This window comes from Paenibacillus sp. LC231 (genome assembly GCF_001860525.1).
In the GTDB taxonomy this organism is placed as follows: Bacteria; Bacillota; Bacilli; order Paenibacillales; family Paenibacillaceae; genus Paenibacillus_AQ.
Genome location: NZ_JFOM01000026.1, coordinates 406041 through 431606 on the forward strand (window position 1 = coordinate 406041; position 25566 = coordinate 431606).

Here is a 25566-nt window from a genome sequence, read left to right on the forward strand (position 1 = left end):
CTCCATCATTGAGAAGAAGGTGATTCCATTGCAAACCTTACAATTCGATTTCAGTTACCCCCGTTATGCATTCGGCAAATTTCTGGGAAGAATGTATCCGCCGCTGCATTGGAGTTCCGGATTGTCCTGCCTGCGTTACAAGGAAGCGCCGGAGCCGGTGCTGCCTAACGAAGAATGGGTCAAGATCAAAGTGACTTACGGCGGGATTTGCGGCAGCGACATGAATCTGATTTATCTGCACGACAGCCCTTCCGCCTCGCCATTCACATCGTTTCCGTTCACCATCGGCCATGAAGCGGTGGGAACCGTTATTGAAGCGGGACAGCATGTGAAGCATCTCCATCCGGGCGACCGGGTTGTGGTGGATCCGATTTTGTCCTGCGCAGCGAGAGGAATATCGGATCCGTGCGCGGCATGCCGGCGGGGGGATTACAGTCTCTGCAGCCGTATGACGGACGGCGCGATCGCCCCCGGCCTGCTCATCGGCGCCTGCAGGGATACGGGAGGAAGCTGGAGTCCGTATCTTGTGGCGCACCAAAGTCAAATTCTTCAACTGCCGGAAAACGTCGATGATCTGAACGGAGTCATGGTCGAGCCTTTCAGCTGCGCCCTGCATAGCGTCATGCGCAATCCGCCGGCGAATCATGATACTGTTCTCGTCATCGGCGCGGGTACGATCGGAATCTGTGTGGTGGCTGCGATTCGCGCTTTGGATATCCCGTGCAGAATCATGGTATTAGCCAAATATGATTACCAAACGCAATTAGCCGTTCACTACGGTGCGGATGAAGTGATTCGCATTACGCGGGGATATCAGTATATTGACGAAGCAGCCAGGCTCATGGACGCAAGGGTGCTGAAACCGGTGATTGGTCCTCCGATCCTCCAGGGAGGAGCGGATCTCGTTTTCGAATGTGTCGGCAGAAGGAGCAGTATGAATGACGCACTTCGTTTCGCCCGAAGCGGCGGCAAGGTCGTGTTGCTGGGATTGGCCAGTATTCTCGATCAAATCGACTGGACCTCGGTTTGGCTCAATGAGTTGGACATCAAGGGGAGCTTCGCTTATGGGTTGGAGGACTTTCAAGGAAAACAAATGAGAACCTTAGCCATCGCCATCGAATTAATGAAATCCGGGAAAGTGGATCTGTCACCGATGGTTACTCACCGATTTCCCCTCGAGAGGTACCGGGAGGCGTTTGCTTCGGTAGTCAATAAAGGGAAACAAGCTTGCATGAAAGTCGTATTCGAACCTTAACTAAACAAGGAGGACATCGTTATGAAGAGTTTTACTATCGCAGAAACATTCAAGAGCCCTTTCCTTTCCTGGTTCGCGGACGGTATAAGGAAAAAGTTCATATCGGAAGGTTACCGGTATTGGGAAGAGCCGACAGATCACATCCGGGTTGTCTTCAATTTCATTGATCCGGAAGATCCCCGGCCATTTCGCAGGAAAGCTCAAGCGACTTTTGTGGTCTCTGTTCTTGAAGCGCACGAGAGACCGGAGATGATCTTAAAGTCGGCTTACCCCTATTTGATCCGGTCACTGTCCAACCATCTGGTATATATATGCCACCATAGGGGGGAAACAGATGTTTTCTTTATAACACCGGAACAAGGATGCTATAAACTTACCTATCGACCTGAGCATGAAACTTCCTTCTTCCAAAGCATGTTTGAGCGATTGGAACCGCTGGCGTCTTCACAATTGATCATCGATAATGATTTCTATGATGATTTGCCCGAACCGCTGCGGGAAGGCGACGACATTACCGAGAAACTCAGATTGGCGGGAAAAAGATTGGATGAAATGAATCTGCTGCCTGCCCCCTTTCCGATTCAGGAATATTTAAGTCCCCGCGATTTGCGCCATTTGAAGAAGCTTTACGGTATCGGCGGGCTGAGCTATGGAAATTTGAGCAGCCGGCACGATGGGGAACGCTTCTGGATGAGTGCCGCGGGAGCCGATAAAGCGGATTTGAAAAAAATCGGTCAGGACATTCTCCTGGTCAAAGGTTACGATGCCGATTCGAAAGCGATGCAGATCAGTGTGCCTTCGAATGTATCCTCGAAACGGGCATCCGTTGATGCCATCGAGCATTGGATGATTTATTCGGCGCATCCCGAAGTCGGCGCGATCATTCACATTCACGCTTGGATCGACGGCGTCAAGGCAACGGAAATCAATTATCCCTGCGGCACCATTCAACTGGCTCAAACCGTCGCGGACTTGATTAAGCAGGAAGAGGAGCCGTCCAGAGCGATTATCGGATTAAAAAATCACGGGCTCACCATCACCGGGCGGGATCTGGACGACATATTCGAGCGGATCGGAGGCCGTGTCATCCCTCAGGTGCCTATGGCTTGAATACAAAAAGAGACTGTCGAGAGACTTTCTCGACAGTCTGCCCCCCATCCATTGTAAGAACAAAGGATGGGTTTTTATATGCTGCTTATACTCCTTGAAACACCTCTTTGTTCCTCCGAACAAAAAATCTGTTCAGAAAGCCGCGTGCGTCATATACTAAATTTGCAGCCGTGCAAGCGACAAAGTGCCGGCTCGTCCGCAACGGCTGGGTGAACTTCGAACAGCTTCTTATTTTCTGAAGATCCTCGGCCGTAATACCTTTATTGATCAAAGCCTCTTCAAACTCTTTTTGCGCGGCCTGCTTCGCTTTAAACAGCATGATCTGCACCCTGCTATATACGTTGATCGCCCCGTCGCCGGTCGTTTCGATGGGGAGAAAGATCGCGTCGGGGTATTTCTCGGTAATCAACGATTGCACCCCGTCCGATACGCCGGAAGAAGGCATACATCCGAACGGCTTGACGGAGATGGTCATGTTGACTTTCCGCTTTCTCACGTTCAGGATAAGTTTCCCTACTTCCATATGGCCCTCTCCGCCGCGGAGTTGGTTGTCATAATGTTCTTTAGCTACCCGCGCGATTCCTTCCATGTCGGGCAGGTGATAATGACGCAGGCCGATGATATTGGCGTACGCTTGGAACATGACGCGAAGGACGCGGTCGGCGATCCCTAGCATGCGCAGGCGAATTTGCGGATTTTTTCCCTGCAAGCCGTTTTTGCCGGAATCGGCTTGGCGAAGGTTCATTCGCTTCATGGTATCGTACCGCCCCGCCCAAATGAGGTAAAGAATCCAAGCCGTAACCGACTGCACTTCCACTTCCGCACCTTCGTTTTCCAAAAAACGCTGCAGCTGATAGTTGCCGTCCCCTTCGGTCGTCATCGCCCAAAACTCGCCGATGACGCTTACCTTGGGCTTCACGCGGGTACGGTCCACCTTGACGGCAAGCAGCTCTTTGCGGCATTTCCGCAGCACGGGCATGAGGAACTTTCCCCAATCAAGGCGTTATGCAAATACTGCTTGCAGCGTTCCAGAGCGGCATCCGTTGAACCGGCTTCCACTTCATAGGGACGGATGCGATAAGCCAACGCGTTCAAGATGTCACCTAAAAGAACGGCTTTAAGAAAGCTGATGAAGAACGACGTATCCAATTTCAGGGCTTCTCCCCGCCGGTCGCCTGTTTCAAGCCGTCCGTCTGCTGGAACAGGAGAACGCGAAAGCCGTCAAATTTCGCATCGCGCAGAGCTTTCCGGTATTCCGTGACATAGGTGCCGAACGGCACGGACCGCAGGAAACTGCCATATCATCATTAGGCGGTTAATTCTGAACTATCGTCGCCGTTAACGGCGGCTCTTAATATTGTATCCGTTTAGATTAAATTACAAAATGGAGCTGTCATAGCCCTAGAAAATAGACACTAAACCGTCCGAAATAAGTCCCAAACACTGTTTACAGTTCAATCCTCAGCCGTTTTCTGGAACTTTATTTTTCTCACTTAAAATTAACTTAAGCAAGAACGGCGTCACAAGCGTTGTCAGAATGACGACAATGACCAGTACAGTAAAGTATTTCTGCACCAAAAGTCCGCTTTCAAGACCGATAGTCGCAATTATTAAAGCTACTTCTCCTCGGGATACCATCCCTGAACCGATCCCAAGTGCGGAGCGGTTAGAAAACCCTGTGAGCCTTGCACCAATGCCTCCTCCTATTAACTTCGTTAAGATAGCTACGATAGTTAATATTAAGATTAACCCCAATTGTTCCCCAAACCCCTGGAAGGACACGGAGAAACCCACACTCACAAAAAAAATGGGTACGAATATGGCATATGCGATTGGCTCTAGCTTATGTTCCACTTCTTCTTTATAGGTTGTTTGTGAAACAGCTAATCCGGCTACAAAAGCACCGATAATACCTGCAACACCGAACTCTTCCGCTATAAATGCCAAGAGGAAACAGACGATTAACGCTGCACCGATAACAGACTCAGAAACACGAAGTGAAGCTAGCCATTTCATTATCCATTTTGCGCCTTTCCAGATCATGAAACCCGCAACGACGAAGAAGATGAATTTTTTGCTGATTACAAGAGCTAAATTGACTTCCACTCCGCCAAAGATACTCATGACAAAGGCAAGTAGGATTACTACAATTATGTCATCGAGTATGGCTGCACCTAATATTGTGGTGGACTCTCGACTCTTCATCATGTTTAGTTCCTTTAAGGATTGAACCGAAATACTCACCGATGTTGCAGACAGCAGCACGCCTAGAAAGATGGCATGCGAGGTCTCCATCCCGACCGCCGCACCAAGCCAGTACCCCCCCAAGAAGGGAAGGATAAGTCCCCCTAAGGCAACAGCTGTTGAAGATTTGAATGAACGCTTTAACTCATCAATATTCGTTTCCAGGCCAGCGATAAACATCAGAAGAAGAACTCCAATTTCACTCAATTCGTCAATAATCTCCGAGTCTTCTACCCAGCCGAATATTGCAGGTCCGATTATGACACCGATGATCAATTTTCCAACAACAGCTGGTTGCCCAAAGCGGACGGAGAGATCGCCCGCAAGTTTTGTTGCAAGTAGAATAATAAGAATTGTTAGGAAGAACATCATACCCTCCGACCCGCGCTAGCGGTTTAGTTCAACGTCTAATTTACGAACTTCGCGAACTTTCCATATTTTAAGTATTCGCGAAACCATTGTGCTATCCTGCCCGTTTCGTATTATGAGCTCAGCCAGTTTTTACTGGTTGAACTCTTTTTCATTAAGGAGTTTATTACGGGTAGCCGGGGTAGAACGTCTCTGCCCGTGGGGCCTTGACCCCGTGTGCTAAACTGTTCACCCCCTACTTGTAGAAACATGTTTGAGGCTGGTTGAGACATCGATCTCGAATAACAAGCGAAGCTATGACACTGCAAGAAGGATTAGGGGCTACCGGCAAATACATTAAAGCGAAGGTGATACGATCAAAATGAACCCTGTTATTGGCCTGGATATTGCAAAAGGAGAAAGTCAGGGCCAGGCCTTCTTAGACAAAGGCCGGCCTTATGGCAAAAGCTTCACTGTTCATCACACTCAAGAAGGATTGGGGGCTTTCCTCTCGTTCTTAAAGCTCGTCGAGGAGGAAAGCAACCAGCAGCCGATGGTGATCTTGGAGTCTACGGGGCACTACCATCTCCCTGTCACCCGGTTCCTGGAGGACCATAACTTCCTGTTTATTGTGGTTAACCCAATCCTGTCATATCAGGCGAAGAAGTCCTCGAGCCTGCGTAAGGTCAAGACCGACGCGATTGATGCCTATGCCCTCTGCGAACTGTTCTATAAAGAGGACTTTCAGCATCACAAGACTCGAGGGGTTCAGTTGCTGAACCTCCGGAACTTAACGAGACAGCACGACGCGGTTACGGGTCTATACATTCAAATTAAGCTGCAGTTTCAAGCCGTGTTGGATCAGGTGTTTCCTGAATACAAGGGTGTTTTTGGGGATCTTCACTCTGCGGTGTCGTTAAAGATCTTGTTGGAGTTTCCGACTTCCGATGCTGTGCTGAGAGCCGGTAAGGCGAAAATATCGGAGAGGATCGCGTCTTTATGTATGCGACGGTCAGAACTTTGGGCAGTGAATAAGCCGAAACCTTACTGGCTGCAGCCGAGCGGAATCCCTTCCGTAAGGCGCCGTTCCAAAGCCATCTGATCAGCCTGGAAATGTACGTCAGCATGTTACTTCATTACCGAGAACATCTAGCTGCCCTGGAAAAGCAAATCGATGCCCTCGCTAGTGAAATTGAAGAATATCAGATTATCCAGTCGATCCCCGGTATCGGAGAAAAAATCGCGGCAACGATTATTTCCGAAATCGGCGAGATCGACCGGTTTAATCACCCAAAAAAGCTGGTTGCCTTCGCCGGCGTGGACCCGAGTGTCCATATCTCAGGGAAGTTTACGGCTACTATTAACCGGATCACGAAACGAGGATCCAGCAGGCTCCGCCACTCCTTGTTCTTGGCCGTACTCTGTAGCTTACGACGTTCCGGGAGCAAGAAAATGAAGGCTTTTTATGATAAGAAAATTGCTGAAGGAAAGCCTCACAAAGTCGCAATGATCGCGTGCGTGAATAAGATGCTTCATTGGATATTTGCCCTGCTTAGAAGCAAAGAAACCTTCCTAGATATGGCCTAGGGGACCAATACATGAAGAACCTTCCATCGCCTCAATGGAGGGTTATTTGGCATGCTTAAAAACAAGTATAGCACCTTCTTACCAAGATTCTATCAAAAAATCTTGACAAGATATTAGCTGGTTTAATAAAAAATCAAGCCTATGGGTTAAATAACCCCTGCTTGCTCGTTTTGCTGCGCATTCAGCAGTTCGGCGCGTTTCTGCTCCAGACGCTGCTGATGATCGAGTCGATCAGCCCGTAGGTTGGCGCGTCATGCCCGCACTTGAAGCTGGACAAGTCCAGCACCGCCACATTGGGATGGCGGGAGCCTATTGCGATCTGGTTCGCTTTGTTCTTTTCCGTCGCTATGGCAGGCTGTTGGGAAATATACGAGTTCACCATCGATCGGTTGTTCGGGTTCTTCTCGCAGAATGACAGCCTGACCGATACGATGGCGGACATCATATGCGGAGCCCTGGGAGCCGCAGGGACCAGCATGTAAGGCACATGCTCATTCATTGCTCTTTAATGCAGTTAATTTTAGAGCAAAATTGTTTGAGACCGTCCCAGCGCCCCCATATGCAGTGTTGGCATTTCATCGGTTGCTTCGGTTTCTGAGCTTCCATTGGGGGAATCAATTGTTTCATGTTACGTTCTCCTCTAATGAAAATTTACAGCAATTAAAATATCCATTCTTCCCGTAATTATGTAAAATCCCATCTAGGTAGCCAGACAGCAATCCATGCGGATATGCCTGGATCATATCCACACAGGTTTGGCGGTTTGATTTACCTTGATATTTGACTTGGCGTTCAGTTGATTGGTCCGTTCGCCGGTTTCAGCCCTGCAGCAGGTAACAAGTAAACATAGACTTAACGCTAGAATAATGGCCATTTTCCCTCTTGCAATTATAGAAATACCCCTTTTAAAAGCTTTGAATTGGAGGGAAGAGCCCGCATCGAATGCCCTATACATGACTCTTCCCTATTTCCTCCCAAATGATCAACTATGCTTTACATTCCCCGGTTCCCTCTTCTTGGTTCGGAGGGAAAAACGGTTGAACAATCCCATAGGCATGTCGTATACTGCGTTTGCAGCCGTACAAGCCACGAAGTGACGAGTTGCCCGCAGCGGATTGGTAAACTTTGATCCTTTCGGCAGCGTCTCCTCCGTAAAACCTTTCTTCGTTAGCGCTTCATCGAGTTCTTTCTTTGCCGCCTGTTTGGCCTTGAACAGCATCATCTGCACCCTGCTGTAAACGTTGATCGCTCCGTCGCCGGTCGTTTCGATCGGGAGGAAGATCGCGTCGGGGTATCTCTCCGTGATCAGGGATTGAACGCCGTCCGACACGCCGGAAGACGGCATGCATCCGAAAGGCTTGACGGAAATGGTCATGTTGACTTTCCGTTTGACCACGTTAAGAATCAACTTGCCCACTTCCATATGTCCTTCTCCGCCGCGCAGCTGATTGTTGTAATGTTCATGCGCAACCTTGGCGATTTCCTCCATATCGGGCAAATGATATCCGCGCAGGCCGATCATTCTGGCATACGTCTGGAAAATCGCCCGAATCCCCCAATCGGCAAGAGTTAACATGCGCAGCGTTAAAGCTGGATTTTTCCCTTTTAATCCGTGACGTCCGGAATCCGCCTCCCGCAAGCTCATCCGTTTTCGGGTATCATAGCGTCCTGCCCAGATAAGGAACAGGATCCACGCGGTAACCGATTGGACTTCAACCTCGGCCCCTTCATTTTCCAGAAACCGCTGCAATTGATAGTTACCGTCCCCTTCCGTCGTCATGGCCCAAAACTCGCCGATAATGCTTACCTTCGGCCGCACCCTCGTCCGGTCCACCCCAACGGCTTGCAGATCCTTGCGGCATCGGATGAGCGCCGGAATCAAGTTTTTTCTCCGGCTTAAGGCATCATGCAAATATTGCTTGCAACGCGCCAAGGCGGCGTCGGTTGAACCCGGCTCCACTTCATAGGGACGGATGCGGTAACCGAGGGCGTTCAGGATGTCCCCAAGCAGGACGGCCTTCAGGAAGCTGACAAAAAACGAAGTATCCAATTTAAGCGCCGATTCGCCGCCGGTGGCTTGTTTCAAACCGTCCGTCTGTTGAAACAAGAGGACGCGGAAACCGTCAAACCCCGCATCGCGCAAAGCTTTCCGGTACTCCGTGACATACGTGCCGAAACGGCAGGGGCCACATGATCCGCTGGTCACGAACAGGTAATTGCCGATGATCTCTTCCTTGGATTTCCCTTCCACGTCGCGGAGATGGTGCAGGTACTTGATCAAATTTCCAACCGTAAAATAAGTCGGATTACATTGTCCGCGGTTCCCGAACTCCTTGCCGAATCGAAGCGAATCACTATCCGGGCAGTCCATATGCTTCACCCGGTAGCCCAGTCCCGCCAAAGCGCCTGCCACCAAATAATCATGAGCCATCGTCAGCCCGCCGAACAGAATGGTTGTGGTCGCTTTGTCTTTGGCCAAAAAACGGCGGGGAACGGGATCAAACCACTGATGCTTTGCTGCCAGACCGAGCGCCTTTTCCTGTTCTTCCTGAAACAATCGGAGCTCGTCCTCAATCGTTTTCTTCTCCATTGCCATAACTTGTTCACTCCTTGTTCGATAGGTTTTGCGGGGTTGTTGTCAGATGGTTTTTTTCAACAGCTCGGAACGCTTCCGCTCGATAAGCTGCTGCAATTCCGCCTTTCTCCTGGCCAAATCCTGCAAGCGTTCTTCATGAAGTCCCAGGCTGTGGGCATACGTCTTGACGCGGATTTTAATCGAGCCGCTCGGTTTGTTCGCATCGATATCGTGCAAAGCCGAATACGGAGTACCCGCGGTGGAGATGATCGAGTCGATCAACCCGTAGGTGGGGGCGTCATGCCCGCACTTGAAGCTGGACAAGTCCAGGACGGCCACATTCGGGTGCCGCGCGGCGAATTTGGCAGCCCATACCTTCTGCACGCTATTGGAACTGAAGTTTTCGGGCCACACGTCGGTCACTTCGAGCGCATATTCCACCCGCCCGTTCTGCAGGTCGGCCTTGAAAAAGCGGTGAAGCCATGCTTCGTCCTTGGGGATGGAGCGCATGGACAAGACAGGATAACCCAGTACCTGAAATTCCTCCAATATGCCGTGATTCATGCCCGGATCGGAGTGATAGGGGCGGCCGATCAACAGAATGGCGAGACGGTTGTCTTGTTCCACCTGCTCCAGAATCGCACGGCCTTTCTCTTGCATCTCCGTATCGAACAGGTCCATCGCCTTCCAAGCCTGATCGGCGGCATAATCGCTCTCGTCCTCCGTGATCGATAGATTCTCCCTGAAAGCCTCAAACAACTGCTTCTTGAGCAGGTTTGGTTCCGTAAAGGTCACCGCCGGATCGAGATAGACAACCCCTTTGGTTTCAAAGAAGTTGACTTCTTTCGTGAAGGCCGCCTTGATCACATTCGGTGCGCCGGCAACGATGGGACAGCTTGCCGAATCCATCACGTTATGGAGATGGGTCGGAATGTGCGTGATACACGGAAAGAAAATGTAATCGAGCGGTTTTTTCTCATGATGTTTAAACAACAAATTGTGAACATGCGCCTGAGCGACCTTCGACGGATAACAAGGATCGATCGATCCGTATTTGCCGCCTTGCTGCCACATTTCCTCGCTCGTGTTGTCGCTGAACACGATGTTCTTCTGGTCGATGCCAAGCGTTTCGAAGTAGGTCCGCCAAAATGGCGCCGTCGACCAAATGTTAAGCACCTTCGGAATGCCGATACGAATGCGGCTTCTGAGCTCTGCCGCTTCAGCGGAGGAACGTGCAATATCCCGCAGGTACGACGTTTTTCGCATTCCGATCCAGCTTCGCTGCAGCCGAACGTCTTGGACCTGACGATCGGATTCGGGCAGCAGCTCCGGCTCGTAAAAATGCTGGTACATACGGCGAGCTTCATATTCCACCAGATTCGGGTAATGTTTTTTCAGGTCCTGCCGCTGCCTGGTCAGTTTGACGACGGCATCCTGGTCTTCGACGGTCCCCTTCTCGCAGCTGAAGCCGGAGATGTAACGGGCGGTTTGTCCGTCCGGCGTCTCGGAATCGATAAAGGTCCGGCTGCAATTGTTGGGACAGAAGTTGCATCGGGTGGATTCGTCGTTTCGCGACACATAGCTAAGCATAATCGCCGCTTCCAATCCCAAAAACGTGGAATATCCCCGCCGTTTCACGACACGCAGCGTTTCCCTCGCCGCCCCGATCGCTCCGGCTTCCCCCGGGTGAGGATGAACGTATACTTCCGCATCGGGAACCCGCTGTTTAATATAATCCACTTGTGCCTTGACGGCGGCCAAGTTGTATTGCGTCCCTCCCTGCAGGACGAATTTGCGGCCCAGTTCCGCCATGCGCGGAATCTGCACGACATACTGCCATACGTTTTTCGGCAGGACGAGGGCGAGCCCGGCCAGCAGTTCCTGTTTGGAATACCCCTCCTTCTGAAAATTAACCCGATCCGCATCGAGAAATACGGCGCAACCGTATGAATATTTCGGAGAGAGATCCGCCGCGAACGCGGTATCCGCGTATTCCTGAATCGGAATGCCGAACTGATCCGCCATGGCCTGCAGCAGCATCCCGTTCCCGGCAGAGCATTGATTGGACAGCCTGAAATCCCGGAAATCTCCGTTTTTCAGAAAGAGCACTTTAATGTCCTGACCGCCGATATCACAAATGACATCGATATCGCCGAATTCGTTTACGGCGCTCATCATATGGGCAACCGTCTCGACAATGTTGACGTCGGCTTTCAGCGTTTTTTCCAGAACATCCGCCGCATAACCGGTGGCGCCGAAACCGATGATCTCTAATTCGGCTCCCTGCTCCCTCACCTTGTCGCGAATCCGTTTCAGCATTTCTCTCGTATCCTCGAGCGGATTGCCTTTGGAAAGCTGGTATTCCTTTAGCAGAATTTCACCGCTTTCATCGACAACAACGGCTTTGGACGATGTGGAGCCGCCGTCCAGGCCGATCGTCGCCCTCACCTTTTGCCCGGGTGCAAATGCAGCCGGCGTAAAGCGGGGAATACTGTACATCCGGCGGAACTGTTCCAGTTCTGCTTCGTCTTTTACCAGCGGCGGGCCGGCGTTTTCACCCAGTTTCGCTTTCCGGCCATGCGCGATAAATTGTTTCAAATCTTCCAAGCCCTTGTAATTGCCCACGCCGGCCGGTTCATGCATGCCGTACATGACGGCTCCGAAGGCGGCATAGTACTGGGAATTGTCGGGCACGAAAATCAATTCCTCGATCGGCGTGTCTTGGGGATATTCGTATCCCCTGTCCCGCCACGTTTGAGGAATGCGCAACCGCCAACATTCCTGCATAAACGGCAGGTAAGTGTTGGGTCCTCCAAGCAGCAACACGCGATGCCGCAGCGTGTTTCCGCGAGTGAGCACGGAAAGGTTCTGCATAACGATCGCGTCGGCCAAGGAACACATGATTTCGGCGGAAGGGATCCCGCTTTTCACTAGATTGACGATATCCGTTTCGGCAAACACGCCGCATTTGGCGGCCACATGGTGCAATTTCGAATCGTCGAAGATCAGCTTGCCCACTTCTTCCATGGGCATTCCCACTTTAATCATGCACTTGTCGATCGTGGCGCCGGTGCCGGAAGCGCACTTATCGTTCATGGAGGTTATTGCCTGTTTGTTTCCCGTTTCCTCATTCACCTTGAAAATGATGATCTTGGCATCCTGTCCGCCGAGTTCAATGACGCTCCCCACGTCGGGATGAAGATGCTCGACAGCCATCGTAACGGCATTCACTTCTTGAACGAACTTCGCTCCGATATGCGGGGCGATCGGTCCACTACCGGAGCCCGTCGTAAACACGCGAATGTTTTCCTGCTTGACGTCCGGAAATTCGTTTCCGATCGTAACCAGAAATTCCAGCACATTTTCCGCCTGTTTGGTGTGGTGACGCTGATAATCCGACCACAATATTTCATTGGTTGCCGGATCTACAACGGTTGCTTTAACGGTGGTCGAACCGACGTCAATGCCGATGATTAACGTGTCTGATCGTTGTGTTTTGTTTCCCATCCATCCTGCTCCTTTATACATAAAATCATAATAAGTATTCTGTGTATAAATTGGTCACTCTATACAAAAGAAGCTCGATCGGGCATCTTGGGAGGAGGCGAGACTGAACCATTGCTTTGGATCATATTGGCTCTATTGTTGTTTATCATCCAAATTGCATCCGTAATCATTATTGAATATCGCCGATCGAACAAAGCAATTGCATGGCTGATCATCTTGTTCATCTTTCCGCTGCTCGGTTTCCTCTTCTATTATTATGTAGCGAAAGAATATTCATGCTGCCGTACGCTTCGGCGAAAGAAGAACAAGCACTGGGAACAACTCAAGGCAGGCCTCATTGCCCGGTGCAAACAGCGAACGAAAGATATGCACGAGGCAGCGATTTGGCGAGAGAACAACATGCATGCATCGCTCAAAAACATACCGTCCGTCCCCATTACCGCTTGCAATGAAACGACGGTCTATACTGAGGGGGAACAGGCCTTTGAGGCGATGTTGGAGTCGATTGCCGGGGGCGAGCACCATATCCATATCGAGTTCTACATTATCCGCGACGATCGTCTCGGTACCCGATTTGAGCGGTTGTTGATCCGGAAAGCACAAGAAGGGATAAAGGTACGGTTTTTATATGACGGCATCGGCAGCCGTCGATTGGGAAAAGCCTATTTGAAACGGCTGCAGGATGCCGGTGTGGAAACAGGGTGTTTTTCTCCTCTGTTGACCACCTTCTTCGACAAACGGCTCAATTACCGCAATCACCGCAAAATCGTGGTTGTCGACGGAAAAATCGGTTTTTTCGGAGGTTTGAATATAGGGGATGAATACTTGGGGAAAGCTCCGAAATTTGGTTACTGGCGGGATACCCATTTCAGCCTTAAAGGTGATGCGGTGCTGTGGATCCAATATACTTTTTTGACCGATTGGTACCTGGTGAAAGAACAAATCATAGCCGATTCCGCTTATTACCCCGTTCAGGAAAGTCAAGGGAGAGAATGGGTCCAAATCGTAAAAAGCGGTCCGGACGAGACGATCCTGGAGCTTATTTTCTCCTTCATCGTATCGGCAAAGAAGCGGATCTTTATTGAGACGCCTTATTTCGTTCCCGACCCCGGTATCTTATTGGCTCTAAAAACAGCCGTTATCAGCGGAATCGATGTTCGCATCATCATACCGTCCGTTCCCGATAAAAAGCTTGTTTATTTTGCTTCTTTGTCTTATGTCAAGGAATTGCTGCAGGCGGGCATCCGGTTTTATTGCTATCAAAAAGGGTTCATCCATGCCAATGTGATTATTTCCGATGACTTGGCGTGCTCAGGCAGCGCAAATATGGATATGCGCAGCTTTTACGGGCAATTTGAACTCAATGCAGTCTTTTTTGACGGGAAGGTCGTTAACCGCATGGTGCAAGATTTTTATCGGGATCTTCGTGTAAGCAATGAAATGCTGCTGTCGGAATTCGAAAAAAGGTCCACCATGCAAAAGATGAAAGAGGTTTTTGCCCGGTTACTATCGCCTTTATTCTAGAGCAGTCAGCACATTGTTCAACATATCATTTGGTTTGGTTGTCAAAAGAATTTGATTAAAGCTTGATAAATTGGGAGGGATCGAGTAGCTTCGAACGGATTAACAATTTTTCCCTTGCATCATTATGCCAGTAACGAGTTAAATTAGAGTTCGTTACATTAAAAAAAGGCGGTGACACTGTACGATCATGCCTCTGTCCCCACGAATGTACCATTGGTTTGTCCGACCGCGATGGTTTACGAAAAAATATATCCATGACCACATCGATAGCCATGTCTGTTTGGATAATAAACTGATTCTCGATTTTGGTTCCGGCACCGGGGCAAATTGTTCTATTTGCAAACCCGGCTTTTATCTTGGCATCGAACCGGATGTCAGTCGGGTTACACTTGCCAAACGGCTTTACCCTAACCATAATTTTATGATTTTTGACGGTAAACAGATTTCCGCGCAAGATGAAACGTTCGATTATATTTTCATCATTGCGGTTCTTCACCATATAGCGGACGACCAAATTAAAGACTATTTGCTGGAATTCAAAAGGGTCTTGAAACCGGGCGGGAAAGTTATTGTGATGGAGCCCTGCCTATGCGATCGTACAAAGTGGAATAACCGGTTTATGCAGTGGTACGATGACGGTGAATATATACGAAACGAGGACAGCTATTTGAGCTTATTTCAAGCCGGACAGTTTGAATGTCAAATATTAAAGAAGTTCACCAAATGCTTCGTTTACAATGAAATCTTTTTTTCCGCCACGCTGAAAGACGAACTCGAATCCATAAGTTATTCGGCCGAGTTCTTCAATCCTCCACTGGAAGGAGGTGATTTCTGTGACAGTCGCGTCTGATGTTAAAACATGTGTCGCTTCACTGAAAAGCGCACAAGCGAGTCTCGAACAATTTGCACTAGCAACCCAAAATCAAGAGGCCAAAACCCTTTTCACGAATGCCGCGCAGCAAACCCAATCCATCGTGCAACAAGTGGAAGGCCGCGTCCAACAATTAGAAAACGAAGAGCCTCAATATAAAGGATTATAAAACATACGATGAACAGCCATGATGGAATGCGATCACTCATGGCTGTTTTTTTATGCAGCCGAAGGGATTTTGATCAGTAGTAAGTTCATTACACCTACATCAAATGCGAAATAAACAGGGAGGCAATGCTGAAATATACCGTTAGCGAAAAGATATCGTTTAATGTCGTAATCAACGGGCCGGAAGCGACAGCCGGATCGACCTTAAAATAATAGAGCAGCAAGGGAATGACCGTCCCGGCCACGGTGCCGATGACCAGCGTCGCAAACAAAGTGCTGCCGATCACCAATCCAAGCATGGGATCTGCTTGCCAGATCGAAGCCACTATGGTGATTAATGCACCGCAAACGATACCGATAATTAGGCCTACTCCCAGTTCACGGAAGATGAGGCGAATGGCGCTTTTGAGGTTTTTCCCGGTGGACGCCATCCCGCGAACCACGACCACAAGCGACTGTGTCCCCGTATTTCCCGTCATTCCTGCGATCATCGGCATAAAATAAGTCAGCGCCACCACTTGGGTTAGCGTGTCCTCAAAGCCGCTGAGGATGCTGCCCGTCAAGACCCCGAGCCCTAACAATAAAATAAGCCATGGTAACCGGCGGAAGGCAGCCGTGAACGGCCTTGTATTCCAATCGATGGTTTTTCCCGAGGCCGATAATTTGGCGATGTCTTCATTGGCTTCTTCGATGATGACATCCAACACATCGTCAACCGTAACGATCCCGACCAGGCGATGCTGTCCGTCCACAACCGGGACGGCAATAAAATCATACTGTTGGATAACCTGGGCCACTTTCTCCTGGTCCATGTCGACCGGAACGGAGATGACGCGGGTAAACATAATGTCTTCGATCTTATCGGTTGCGTCCGCCAATATCAAATCGCGATAAGAGACAACCCCCACCAGCTTTTTATCTTCATCGAGCACATAAAGGTAGTAAATATTTTCTGCGATTTCCGCAAACAATTTCAGCTTGTCCACTGCTTCCCTGACCGAATAGGTTTGCCGGATCCAAACATACCGGTTCGCCATGATCCCCCCCGCGGTGTCAGGGGGATACCGCATGAGATCCTTCACGCTGTTCGACTCTTCGGTTCGCATGGCCGCCAAGAACTCTTCAATCTTGCCGGCGGATAATTGGTTCAGCAAATCCGCCAAATCGTCATTCTCCATTAAATCCATGATATTGGATGATTGCTGGACGCCAAGCTTGTGCAAAATATCAATTTGCATCGGAGAATCAAGTTCTTGAAGGAGAATGGCAACTTGTTTGGGCTGCAGCATCCCGAGTAATTTAAGGCGATGTTTGTCGGGCAGGGTGATATACAATGTCGCTATATCGTAAGGCTGCAATTCTGCGACAATCTTTTGAAGCTCCTCCCGTTTTTGTTCTTTTACGCATCTGATGGCGGAAAGCAGAATTTGTTCTTGTGACATCGTATGCAATATGGCCTCGCACCTCCATTTCCATTCCACCCCTCAAGGCCCTATTTGGAGAGGGAACGCGGGCAACCCGTCCTGAATAAGATAAGTTGGTACAGTCACCCTTACTACCCATTTCCCTCTTGCCCTTGGGCGCTTGGGTACGCCGCCGGCGCGGCTTTTTCAGTTTGCATTTTTTTGTTTTTGTAATTTCTTTCTCCCTAGTAATAAAACCCCAATGACAATAACGACACTCAGTCCCCACTGCATCCATGGATTTCCTGCAAAAAATTCCTTAATAATCGGCTCATCGACAATCATCTTCGATGCAGTCCAAGCCAATACAGCCGAACCGATGTAAATAATAATCGGGAAACGTTCAACCCACTTTATAATGAGGGTGCTTCCCCAAACAATGATTGGAACACTAATCAGCAACCCTAATACAACCAAAATAAAGTTACCGTGCGCTGCCCCCGCTACGGCAAGAACATTATCCATTCCCATTACCGTATCTGCAATGACAATTGTTTTTATTGCCGACAACAAATTGCCAGCGGATTTTACATCGTGTTTCTTCTCTTCCACAAGAAGTTTATAGGCTATCCAAATCAGAAGCACTCCGCCGATCAGGAGGAGGCCAGGAATTTTTAGCAGCCAGACGGCAATCAAAGTTAGCAGCGAACGAATCGCTATTGCCCCGAATGTTCCCCAAAAAACAACTTTTTTCTGTTGGTCTTTAGGCAGGTTCCTTGCAGACAAGCCGATGACAATCGCATTATCACCAGCTAAAACCAGATCGATAATGACAATGGCTAATAATGCCGTCCAAAATTCCGCAGTAAAGAAATCCATTTTCCGCCAACTCCCTTTAAGATATACTTGTCAACCAACAATTAGGCTGCTACTTAACGTTTACCAATGACACCAACCTTATTCAGTATGCCTGCACCATGCGACGTTGACAAAAATGGATTTGATCCCCGCTTAGTTTATCCATTGAGCAAGATAATAATATAAGGGTATCCCGGCAATTAAATTGAAAGGAAACGTAACTCCAAGGGATAGTCCCAAATAAATGGACGGATTGGCTTCCGGTACGGCGCCTCTCATCGCCGCAGGCGCGGCTATATACGATGAACTTCCGGCCAAAACTCCCATGAGTGTGGCGCTCCCGACGGACAACCCGATTTGCGAACCTGCCAAAACTCCTAAGCTTCCCCACAGAATGGGCATCATGACAGCGAAAAGAAACAGCCTGACTCCCTGTTTTCCTATTTCCGGGAGACGGTGTCCGGCAATTATGCCCATGTTCAACAAAAAAAGCATTAAAATACCGGGGTATAAATCAACAAAAAGGGACTCGATCAGCGGTTGGCCTGATTCCCCAACGACCAACCCGATGAGCAAACTCCCGAGCAGAAGGAACACACTCTTTCCGAGGAGACCTTCCTTCAAGACTGATTTATCGAACAGCGATTTGATGGTATACAAGGACAATGCCTTTTGTGACGTGTTTCTCTCCGCAATCCTGAGGAGCATTAACGAAACAATGATAGCAGGGCTCTCCATGATGACGACCAGCGCGCTCATGAATCCGTCATACCCGATACTTTTCTCTTCCAAAAACGCAAGGGCCGCCCCAAAAGTCACAATGCTGACGGAGCCGTATGTAGCTGCCAGGGCGACAGAATTTTTTAAATCCAATTTCATAAATCTGCTTGACAAAATCAACAGGGTTACAACAGGAATGAGTATCCCAAGCATGACTCCCCCCATAATGGGGCGCACCAATACCGCCAACGAGTAATGCGACAATTCCATTCCCCCTTTGACGCCGATGGCAATGAGCAAATAGATGCTGAGGGCTTCGCTTAGATCGTTTGGAAATTTCAAATCGGTCTTGAAAAATGCGGCGGTCAGCCCCAATACGAAAAAAAGTACAATGGGGGACAATAAATTCCCGACAACAATATCGAACATGATGCAAATTCAACTCCTCACAAGAAAATAACCGGTAACTTCAGGGTGTCCTGAATTACCGGCTTATCTTCAACGGATCCTCTCGGATCTTTCGATTCATCTGCCAATACGCATTATCCAATTATTTTCTTCTCCAGATTATCGGAGAGCACGAACACCATTACTCTTTCCCCCGTACGCGTGCTGATATCGGTGTGGAAGCTGACGACTTGTTCCCCTGTCAACTCAAGGATCATCTTTCCAAGCTGATCTCTTCCCGATTCAACCAAATCCGCCCTGATTCGCTTCACCGACAGCATGCCCTCCGAGGTCTCGGCCAATTTTTGCTCAGCGGGAGTCAATATCCCTTTCAGTCCCACAATAATCATATTGCGCATGATGTCCGTTTTGACCAATACCGACCCCCGTCCCAAATATTCCTTCTCCCATTGCGTTAAAATTCTGCTTATCTTGTCTTCCAATTCCCCTTTTGACATGGAACGGAGCATTCCAATCCCTCCAATAAAAAACGGTACTTCATATGGGCGAATGTAATCCCAATGAACATACCGATTTATCTTCAACTTATTTAGCAAAATGAAATTACTTTTTCATCCTGTTCATTGCACATAACAGCATGCGAAAGCAACGAGTCGGCAAAATGGTTTGAAGATCGTTCGTTTTATGATTGAACCTTACATTTAGTATACGTAACTCCGTTCCTCTCTGTCAATGGCAATTCATTTTTTTTGTATTTTTTTCGATTCGAATGGTTAAATTAAAATTACATATTTCATGGACAAAATGTCAGGCGATGATCGGGAGGTGACGATTAAATGCAAAATAATATTTCTGCGTTGCAAGTTTACTCCATTCTTTTACTTTCGATTGGCCTTCTCAATCATGTGATCTTGATTCCCATATTGTTGGACGCAGCGGGAAGAGATGCTGTAGTCTCCGTTGGGATGGTATTGGCATTGTTGCCTGTTTGGGGGGCGTGCCTAGTCTATATCATGAAACACAAGGGTCAACAGCCGTTCCGTGATTGGTTGCAGCACCATTTCGGCAAAGCCTTATCCGTCATTATCCTTGTGGCAGTCAGCATCTACATATGGCTGCAGGGTTATATTTCCTTCTTTTATTCCGTTGTATGGACCCATTCGACCTATATGCCGCATACACCCAGATACGTGCTTGCTCTTCTCGCATTAGCCTGCTGCTTCTTTCTTGCAACCGGGGGCCTTCGTTCCATCGCGATTACGTCGGGTATTTTGCTGCCATTTGTGGTGATTCTCGGATTTTTTGTGATGTCCTTCAACTTCAAGCATAAAGACTACAGTCTGGTTCTCCCCCTCCTTGCCGATGGATTCGCTCCCGTTTGGCGGGGCAGCCTGTATGCGGCGAGCGGAATTTTCGAGCTTGTGCTTCTTCTTTTTTTGCAACATCGTCTGATCCATCGCCCTTCATTCGCCGGCGTGCTGTTCATGATTTTCTCGCTCGCCGGATTGACAATAGGCCCTTTAATGGGAGCGATTTCGATTTATGGGGCAGAGGAAGCTGCTTTGCAGAGATATCCGGCATTTGAACAGTGGCGTGTTCTCGAACTGGGAAAGTACATAGAGCATTTGGATGTTTTTGCAATCTATCAGTGGATATCCGGAGAATTCATTCGCCTTTCGCTTTCCCTCTTCATCATTGCGGATGTGTGGAAACCGAAAAACAGAACGCCGCTTCTGCTGCTTGCGACCGGAACTCTGCTTATTGCCATAATGGCGCCGATAAGCGACGTGCGGTTTTTGCAATTTCTAAAAACGATGTATTTCCCATCCACCTTCGTCCTGGTGATCGGACTCACCTTCTTGTTCGCGGGAAAAACATGGATTTCAAGATGGAGGATGAGGGGTTCATGAAGAACTGGTTGATGCAATGGTTCCGAAAGCGGTCTTATCCATCTGCTTCGTTGCCTGCGGAACAGCAAATCGGGCATTCCAACGATGCTTGCGCAAATGACCAAGGCTTGACCGAACAGGAGATCACCGGTTTATTTCAACATTCCGCCGATGTCAAATCTGTTTCTTGCCTGTGTGACAGGCAGAATCCGAGCTCCTCTGTTTTGTTGCTTTATTGCGAGGGGTTGACGGATCCAAAGGAATGGAAAGACATCGTTCTGCCGCGTTTAAGGCGGCTCTTTAGAACAACAGGCTTCAATGACGACTCCATGACCCGCAATGATGAGCTGCCGCTAGAGAAAGTAACGGGCGACGGGCTGATGTTGAGACGGCAAATCGTACAGCATGTGCTGGATGGAAAACTCATTATTTTTACGCCCGTTCAACAGCGCGTGTATGCATGGGATATGGCCAAGGCGCCTCAGCGAAAACCGGAAGAATCCAGTATCGAGGTGTCGGTCAAAGGTCCTAGAGACGGTTTTGTGGAAGAGGTTGCAACCAATGTCGCTTTAATTCGCAAGCGGATGAGAACAGGCTCCTTATGTTATGAACAGGTAACAGTCGGACAGCGCACGCAAACCCGAATCGGATTGCTTTATTTGCAAGATGTTGCGAACGCGGCGCTGGTTGACAACCTTCGAACGAAACTACAGGGTATCAAATATGATGGGATATACAGCGCCGGGCAGCTGCAAGAAATGCTTTCGACTCCGAAATCCATATTCCCGATGATGGCCTATACAGGACGGCCCGATTTCGCCGTAGTCTCGCTGCTTAGCGGTCGTTGCGTCGTTCTGACGGAGGGTACGCCCAGCGCCCTGATTGCGCCGGCCGACGTCTTCTTACTGTTGAAGACCGCGGAAGATATCCATTTCCCCGCACTGAGCGTTGCCGTAGCAAGAGGGCTCAGAATCGTCGGACTTTTGATAGCTCTGTTATTGCCCGCGCTGTGGACTGCGCTGCTAAGCTTTCACATCGAACAAATACCTGTGTTGCTATTGGCTACCATTGCGGTGCAGCGGCTGGGCCTCCCATTCTCTGTCGCTCAAGAAATGTTTCTGACGCTGATTTTCCTGGAAGCTTTTCGTGAGGCGGGAGCGCGGTTGCCTGCTTCGTTAGGACAAACGATGACTGTCGTAGGAGGATTGATTATTGGCGACGCCGCGATTCGGGCAGGGTTTATGTCGCCCAGTGTTCTGGTTATTGGCGCGGTTACCCATGTGTTCGGCTCTATGGTGCCAAATCATTCGTTGAATGCTACGGTCAGTATACTGCGGTTTGGCCTTTTCTTTGTTTCTGCCGCCTTCGGTTTATACGGTTTTTTTTGTGGAGTGGTATTGCTGCTTTCCTATCTTTCCACCCTGCAGTCTTTCGGATTGCCTTATTTATCTCCTTTGTCGCCGCTGGACAGGGCAGACTTGTCTCAAGCCCTGTTCAATCTTCCATGGGCTTGGCGGCGGAAACGTCCGAATGCCGTGAATACGCAAGATTCAACCCGGAAAGCAGAGGAGGACTCATCATGAAGGCGATTTTAATCTTGGTCGCGGGAGCGAGCTTGCTTCTGACGACAGGATGCTGGGGCTCGTTAGAAATCCAAACGATCCATTATGTTACGGCTATTGGAGCCGACTACAAGGATGGAGAGTATGTTCTTTATGCTCAGATGTTAGACTTTTCGGATGCAGCCAAATTGGAAGGGCAGGCAAAAACAAAAAAACCAACCGTATATGTAGGGAAAGCGGCGGGGAAAAGCGCTTGGGATGCGGCCAACAAACTGCAAGCTGCAGCTCAACAACAGCTTTTTTGGGAACAGGTATCGACGATCATTGTTACCGACAATGTATTGAAGGCAGACAAACATCTGGAATTTCTGGAGTTTACAAATCGCGAGAAAGAAATACGGTACAATTCATGGATATTCAGCACAAAAGAAAATATCGAAGATATCTTCAAAGCCCAAACCTTTTTCAAATTTTCTCCGCTTTACACCCTGTTGCATGAACCGAAAGAACAGTATCGCCAAAGCTCCTCGATTTCCCCCGTCCGCTTGTATCAATTTATACGTTCATTAAAAGATAAGGCCAGGTCAAGTTATTTGCCGACATTGACATTAAACAACGCTCTCTGGAGAGAGAACGATAAGAACATGAAGGTTTTGGAAATTGATGGCGCGGATCTGTTCCAAACGAAACGATGGAACGGCTGGCTCAGTCGAACCGATCTGACGGGCTGGCAATGGGTGAATCCAAAGACGCAAAGCTATCCCGTCGCTTTACTGTCCGACGATGATATTTCCGCCGTCATGCTGTTTCAGAAACCGCGCATCCATATTCGACCTCAGGCGAAAAGGGACAAAGCCTACTTTGACATGACGATTACATTGGACGCGAATCTTGTCGAACTGCGCGAAGCAATGACGGAAAATGAGTTGATGGAACGGTATACAAAACTTTTGGAAGGTCAAATCCTCCATGTTCTTCGCGAAGGTATCCGCATCCATACCGACGTGTTGAACCTAGGAGATACCTTGTATCGATCCAATCCGCGTGTATGGCAACAGATGGCCGATAACCATGCGTTCGTGCTTCATAATGACGCAATTCGTCATTTGAAAATCAATATTCATTTCCAAGATACGGGTGAATATAAGTTTGTGCCGCAAAAACGCAAAGATGAGGATAAATAACCAGAAGTCAGCTTCTAACAAAAGCGGCAGCACATGGAGCGTTTTACCAGGATGCAGAGACAAAGGCTAGGCTTTGATCATTACCTCGTTGTCAAGTTCTTCAACAGCCAGTTGTACATAGAGGGCCTCGCAGATCATATATCCTTTCTCTAACGCCTCATGATCATTGTCACTTGTCATCCTTAATCCCTGGCATATTGCATCTAATCCGGCAGCAATCGGCTCTAGCATGATCTCTTGGAGTGTATCTGCTTCGTCGACAATTCGGGAGAGTCGGTGCAAGACCGGATCTTTCAAACCAAACGAATGCAGCAACGTATGAAAGCTGCAATGGCCACGGTAATGACTGTATGGGGTGCCGGGAATATCAAACCCTTCAGCATCTTGCGGAAGTTGGTCGGAACCCGCAGGAACGAAGAGAAATTGAGCATTTTCATCAATAAACCGCCTGATCAGCCAAGCGCAGGCCATACGGTCGACACCAACATTTTCCCATGTTACCCATTTCATACTTAACCACCTCGTACCTGCAGTAGTAATTCACGAACCTGCTTGCCTGCCTCGGATTGAAAAAAATCTTGTTGTACTGCGTGCTGATACATTCGCGATAAAACGGCAAAATCCGCTCCCGGCTTTGATAATTCCTCTAAAATACCCTTGTAAGTTTCATCCGCTTGCTCTTTAAACTGATGGATCAGTGATTCTTCTTGTCCAAATAAGAGAGTATCGGCCTTCCAAACTTGGGCTTCGCCTTTTAGCTCCATGATTTCCGCCGCAAGCCATTGAAGATGTTCCATTGTCTTAGGGGTTGCTGGAAGAATCCAGACAGCATCATGCCATAAAACAGCGCCCAATCGTTTTAACTTTCGCCATATATACACACGGCTGGATGTAGGTTTTGACGGAATCTTATAAATTAGCAGCACCCATTGCTTCATCCGATCACCTCAATGCATAAGTGGATACACGATTAAACCAAGAATCGCCGCGCCTAGGACAATGACCGGTTCGGATACCTTTTTCACCCGCCATAAAAGGAGTAACGCTGCCACAGCGAAAAATAATGTGGGAATGTCTACAATAGAACGTTTGCCAAGTACGATGACAGCACCCGTAATGGCCCCAGTCGCTGCTGCCGTTACGCCGGTGACAAAATGGGCGATTCCCGGTCGTTTTCCGTATTTTTTGAAAAATGGAGCCGGGATGATCGTCAGCAAGTACGCCGGAAGGAACGTTGCTAGCGCGGCGATAGACGCGCCTGAGAAACCTGCAATGAGATAACCGATAAAACCCGTCGTAATGACAACCGGTCCCGGGGTGATCATGGCCACAGCCACCGCATCAAGGAACTGATTATCGGTAAGCCATTGATGCTCCTTCACGACACCGGAATACAAGAACGGCACGATCGCCAGTCCACTGCCGAATACGAATGCACCCGCCTTCGCAAAGAAGAAGAGTATATTCCATAGCGTGCTCGAGTCCGATGCCACGGCTGCTGCGGCGACTTGACCAACCGGATCTGATGCTAAGGCTGCAATGGATGCGTTCGTTTTGTTGACCCATTTCGGAGGCGATTTTATGAACCAATAGAGCAACCCGGCACCGATGAACATGAGAATCTCTTCCGATTCCGTCCAAACCGTGTATGCGGCCACAATAACAAAGATCGCCCACAACAGCTTATCCTTGCCGACTGACTTGTTCGTAAGTTTATACGCACTAAAAGCAATAATCCCAATGACGCTGGAGCCTACCGCATAAAATACAGCCTGCATCCAGGCCAATCCCCCAAAAGCCTGATACGCCCAGCCAAGAGCGACAACCATCAGAAAAGACGGCAGCACAAACGCGAGCCCGACCAAAGTCGCACCTAATACCCCGTAATGAACGTACCCAAGATAAAACCCGAGTTGTGCGGCCAGAGGACCGGGAGCAAGCTGTGAAAGAGCGAGTCCATCTTTATAATCATTGTTCGATATCCATTTTCGCCTTTCAACGAGATCGCGAAACATATACCCGACGAGCGCAACCGGTCCGCCAAAACCGATGGTTCCCAGCTTCAGAAAATACAATACCAACTGCCAAAGCGTATACGGGGTTGTTTCCTCTTGTGGTACTCCTTTCTCCAAAGACGATTCTGACATGAAGTTTGCCTCCCCGCATCAATGTAACAATGGTTACATTGTACATGGAAATGCGTGTTTGAGCAATAGTTTCTTGGATATTTAGGGTTTGCTGAGCGCTCGAATACTCGCAAAAAAACCGCATAGAAACAATGGATTTGAGCTCATCCTGTCGAATTCATTTGTATGCTTTTCCACCACGCTTGTTGTGAGCGAAAGCTTTGTGT

Annotated in this window: 20 protein-coding genes and 2 pseudogenes; 9 read left to right on the plus strand and 13 right to left on the minus strand. The window is 48.8% G+C overall.

Translation table 11 applies throughout. The features are described from left to right. Nucleotides 1-28: 28 nt before the first annotated feature. Together AK95_RS18955 and AK95_RS18960 are read left to right on the plus strand one after the other, a co-directional pair. On the plus strand, nucleotides 29-1255 hold the full coding sequence (locus AK95_RS18955; protein WP_071221455.1) for a zinc-dependent alcohol dehydrogenase: 1227 nt from the start codon (nucleotides 29-31) through the stop codon (nucleotides 1253-1255). 21 nt (nucleotides 1256-1276) lie between these two features. Further along, nucleotides 1277-2365, plus strand: coding sequence for a class II aldolase/adducin family protein (locus tag AK95_RS18960; RefSeq protein WP_071221456.1), 1089 nt, complete (start codon nucleotides 1277-1279; stop codon nucleotides 2363-2365). A gap of 85 nt (nucleotides 2366-2450) precedes the next feature. Here the strand turns inward: AK95_RS18960 and AK95_RS18965 are convergent. Then, nucleotides 2451-3656, minus strand: a pseudogene (locus tag AK95_RS18965) (2-hydroxyglutaryl-CoA dehydratase); the annotation flags it as partial. Nucleotides 3657-3826: 170 nt separating this feature from the next. Further along, the gene (locus AK95_RS18970; RefSeq protein WP_071221458.1) at nucleotides 3827-4981 is read right to left on the minus strand and encodes a cation:proton antiporter; all 1155 of its coding nucleotides are present in this window, start codon (nucleotides 4979-4981) and stop codon (nucleotides 3827-3829) included. A 358-nt stretch (nucleotides 4982-5339) separates the two neighbouring features. On the opposite strand from AK95_RS18970, the pseudogene AK95_RS18975 reads away from it, so the two are divergent. Continuing rightward, a pseudogene (locus AK95_RS18975) lies at nucleotides 5340-6544 on the plus strand (IS110 family RNA-guided transposase). 181 nt (nucleotides 6545-6725) lie between these two features. Here the strand turns inward: AK95_RS18975 and AK95_RS34220 are convergent. The 4 genes from AK95_RS34220 to AK95_RS18995 form a co-directional block, all read right to left on the minus strand. Then, nucleotides 6726-7043 carry a hypothetical protein gene (locus tag AK95_RS34220; protein ID WP_071221459.1) on the minus strand — a complete coding sequence of 106 codons (318 nt, stop codon included), beginning with the start codon at nucleotides 7041-7043 and terminating at the stop codon, nucleotides 6726-6728. Next, a complete protein-coding gene (locus tag AK95_RS35160; protein ID WP_268801969.1) occupies nucleotides 7040-7171 on the minus strand; it encodes a hypothetical protein in 132 nt (43 codons plus the stop codon). Before AK95_RS35160 ends, AK95_RS34220 begins: the two co-directional genes overlap by 4 nt. A 355-nt stretch (nucleotides 7172-7526) precedes the next feature. Next, the gene (locus AK95_RS18990; RefSeq protein ID WP_071221463.1) at nucleotides 7527-9140 is read right to left on the minus strand and encodes a 2-hydroxyglutaryl-CoA dehydratase; all 1614 of its coding nucleotides are present in this window, start codon (nucleotides 9138-9140) and stop codon (nucleotides 7527-7529) included. A gap of 42 nt (nucleotides 9141-9182) precedes the next feature. After that, a complete protein-coding gene (locus tag AK95_RS18995) occupies nucleotides 9183-12626 on the minus strand; it encodes a BadF/BadG/BcrA/BcrD ATPase family protein (RefSeq protein ID WP_071221465.1) in 3444 nt (1147 codons plus the stop codon). A 111-nt stretch (nucleotides 12627-12737) separates the two neighbouring features. Here AK95_RS18995 and cls point away from each other — a divergent pair, with 111 nt between their 5' ends. The 3 genes from cls (at nucleotide 12738) to AK95_RS19010 (ending at nucleotide 15190) form a co-directional block, all read left to right on the plus strand. After that, nucleotides 12738-14150 (plus strand): cardiolipin synthase, encoded by a 1413-nt coding sequence (cls, locus tag AK95_RS19000; protein ID WP_071221467.1) that lies wholly within the window; start codon nucleotides 12738-12740, stop codon nucleotides 14148-14150. 187 nt (nucleotides 14151-14337) lie between these two features. Beyond that, nucleotides 14338-15000, plus strand: a complete 663-nt coding sequence (locus tag AK95_RS19005) for a class I SAM-dependent methyltransferase (protein ID WP_083397666.1) — start codon at nucleotides 14338-14340, stop codon at nucleotides 14998-15000. After that, nucleotides 14984-15190 carry a DUF1657 domain-containing protein gene (locus AK95_RS19010; RefSeq protein ID WP_071221470.1) on the plus strand — a complete coding sequence of 69 codons (207 nt, stop codon included), beginning with the start codon at nucleotides 14984-14986 and terminating at the stop codon, nucleotides 15188-15190. The genes AK95_RS19005 and AK95_RS19010 overlap by 17 nt, the downstream gene beginning before the upstream one ends. 94 nt (nucleotides 15191-15284) lie before the next feature. On the opposite strand, the gene mgtE is transcribed toward AK95_RS19010, so the two are convergent. From mgtE to AK95_RS19030, 4 genes are all read right to left on the minus strand, one after another. Continuing rightward, nucleotides 15285-16631, minus strand: a complete 1347-nt coding sequence (gene mgtE / locus AK95_RS19015; protein ID WP_071221614.1) for a magnesium transporter — start codon at nucleotides 16629-16631, stop codon at nucleotides 15285-15287. A 168-nt stretch (nucleotides 16632-16799) separates the two neighbouring features. Beyond that, a complete protein-coding gene (locus tag AK95_RS19020) occupies nucleotides 16800-17471 on the minus strand; it encodes a TerC family protein (RefSeq protein ID WP_071221472.1) in 672 nt (223 codons plus the stop codon). A gap of 132 nt (nucleotides 17472-17603) precedes the next feature. Then, on the minus strand, nucleotides 17604-18599 hold the full coding sequence (locus tag AK95_RS19025) for a sodium-dependent bicarbonate transport family permease (protein ID WP_071221473.1): 996 nt from the start codon (nucleotides 18597-18599) through the stop codon (nucleotides 17604-17606). Nucleotides 18600-18712: 113 nt separating this feature from the next. Then, the gene (locus AK95_RS19030) at nucleotides 18713-19087 is read right to left on the minus strand and encodes a Na-translocating system protein MpsC family protein (protein WP_201259402.1); all 375 of its coding nucleotides are present in this window, start codon (nucleotides 19085-19087) and stop codon (nucleotides 18713-18715) included. A 327-nt stretch (nucleotides 19088-19414) separates the two neighbouring features. Between AK95_RS19030 and AK95_RS19035 the strand changes: the two genes are divergently transcribed. From AK95_RS19035 to AK95_RS19045, 3 genes are read left to right on the plus strand one after another with little or no spacing between them, the layout of a single operon-like run. Continuing rightward, nucleotides 19415-20488 carry an endospore germination permease gene (locus AK95_RS19035; protein ID WP_071221475.1) on the plus strand — a complete coding sequence of 358 codons (1074 nt, stop codon included), beginning with the start codon at nucleotides 19415-19417 and terminating at the stop codon, nucleotides 20486-20488. Continuing rightward, nucleotides 20485-22050 (plus strand): spore germination protein, encoded by a 1566-nt coding sequence (locus AK95_RS19040; protein WP_235613155.1) that lies wholly within the window; start codon nucleotides 20485-20487, stop codon nucleotides 22048-22050. The genes AK95_RS19035 and AK95_RS19040 overlap by 4 nt, the downstream gene beginning before the upstream one ends. Then, nucleotides 22047-23213, plus strand: coding sequence for a Ger(x)C family spore germination protein (locus AK95_RS19045; RefSeq protein ID WP_071221477.1), 1167 nt, complete (start codon nucleotides 22047-22049; stop codon nucleotides 23211-23213). The genes AK95_RS19040 and AK95_RS19045 overlap by 4 nt, the downstream gene beginning before the upstream one ends. Before the next feature lie 66 nt (nucleotides 23214-23279). On the opposite strand, the gene AK95_RS19050 is transcribed toward AK95_RS19045, so the two are convergent. Genes AK95_RS19050 through AK95_RS19060 form a run of 3 tightly spaced genes read right to left on the minus strand, consistent with a single transcriptional unit; the run spans nucleotide 23280 to nucleotide 25360 of the window. Then, complete coding sequence (locus AK95_RS19050) at nucleotides 23280-23723, minus strand: chromate resistance protein ChrB domain-containing protein (RefSeq protein WP_071221478.1); 444 nt, start codon at nucleotides 23721-23723, stop codon at nucleotides 23280-23282. A gap of 2 nt (nucleotides 23724-23725) precedes the next feature. After that, a complete protein-coding gene (locus AK95_RS19055; RefSeq protein WP_038693821.1) occupies nucleotides 23726-24151 on the minus strand; it encodes a Chromate resistance protein ChrB in 426 nt (141 codons plus the stop codon). A gap of 9 nt (nucleotides 24152-24160) precedes the next feature. After that, nucleotides 24161-25360, minus strand: coding sequence for a chromate transporter (locus AK95_RS19060; RefSeq protein WP_038693819.1), 1200 nt, complete (start codon nucleotides 25358-25360; stop codon nucleotides 24161-24163). Nucleotides 25361-25566: the final 206 nt, after the last annotated feature.

Bases quoted from the DNA above. Each gene is read 5' to 3' on its own strand.
- AK95_RS18960 (WP_071221456.1), top strand. From the start codon at position 1,277: ATGAAGAGTTTTACTATCGCAGAAACATTCAAGAGCCCTTTCCTTTCC.
- AK95_RS18970 (WP_071221458.1), bottom strand. From the start codon at position 4,981: ATGATGTTCTTCCTAACAATTCTTATTATTCTACTTGCAACAAAACTT.
- AK95_RS34220 (WP_071221459.1), bottom strand. From the start codon at position 7,043: ATGAATGAGCATGTGCCTTACATGCTGGTCCCTGCGGCTCCCAGGGCT.
- AK95_RS35160 (WP_268801969.1), bottom strand. From the start codon at position 7,171: ATGAAACAATTGATTCCCCCAATGGAAGCTCAGAAACCGAAGCAACCG.
- AK95_RS18990 (WP_071221463.1), bottom strand. From the start codon at position 9,140: ATGGCAATGGAGAAGAAAACGATTGAGGACGAGCTCCGATTGTTTCAG.
- AK95_RS18995 (WP_071221465.1), bottom strand. From the start codon at position 12,626: ATGGGAAACAAAACACAACGATCAGACACGTTAATCATCGGCATTGAC.
- AK95_RS19005 (WP_083397666.1), top strand. From the start codon at position 14,338: ATGCCTCTGTCCCCACGAATGTACCATTGGTTTGTCCGACCGCGATGG.
- mgtE (WP_071221614.1), bottom strand. From the start codon at position 16,631: ATGTCACAAGAACAAATTCTGCTTTCCGCCATCAGATGCGTAAAAGAA.
- AK95_RS19020 (WP_071221472.1), bottom strand. From the start codon at position 17,471: ATGGATTTCTTTACTGCGGAATTTTGGACGGCATTATTAGCCATTGTC.
- AK95_RS19025 (WP_071221473.1), bottom strand. From the start codon at position 18,599: ATGTTCGATATTGTTGTCGGGAATTTATTGTCCCCCATTGTACTTTTT.
- AK95_RS19030 (WP_201259402.1), bottom strand. From the start codon at position 19,087: ATGCTCCGTTCCATGTCAAAAGGGGAATTGGAAGACAAGATAAGCAGA.
- AK95_RS19035 (WP_071221475.1), top strand. From the start codon at position 19,415: ATGCAAAATAATATTTCTGCGTTGCAAGTTTACTCCATTCTTTTACTT.
- AK95_RS19040 (WP_235613155.1), top strand. From the start codon at position 20,485: ATGAAGAACTGGTTGATGCAATGGTTCCGAAAGCGGTCTTATCCATCT.
- AK95_RS19045 (WP_071221477.1), top strand. From the start codon at position 22,047: ATGAAGGCGATTTTAATCTTGGTCGCGGGAGCGAGCTTGCTTCTGACG.
- AK95_RS19050 (WP_071221478.1), bottom strand. From the start codon at position 23,723: ATGAAATGGGTAACATGGGAAAATGTTGGTGTCGACCGTATGGCCTGC.
- AK95_RS19055 (WP_038693821.1), bottom strand. From the start codon at position 24,151: ATGAAGCAATGGGTGCTGCTAATTTATAAGATTCCGTCAAAACCTACA.
- AK95_RS19060 (WP_038693819.1), bottom strand. From the start codon at position 25,360: ATGTCAGAATCGTCTTTGGAGAAAGGAGTACCACAAGAGGAAACAACC.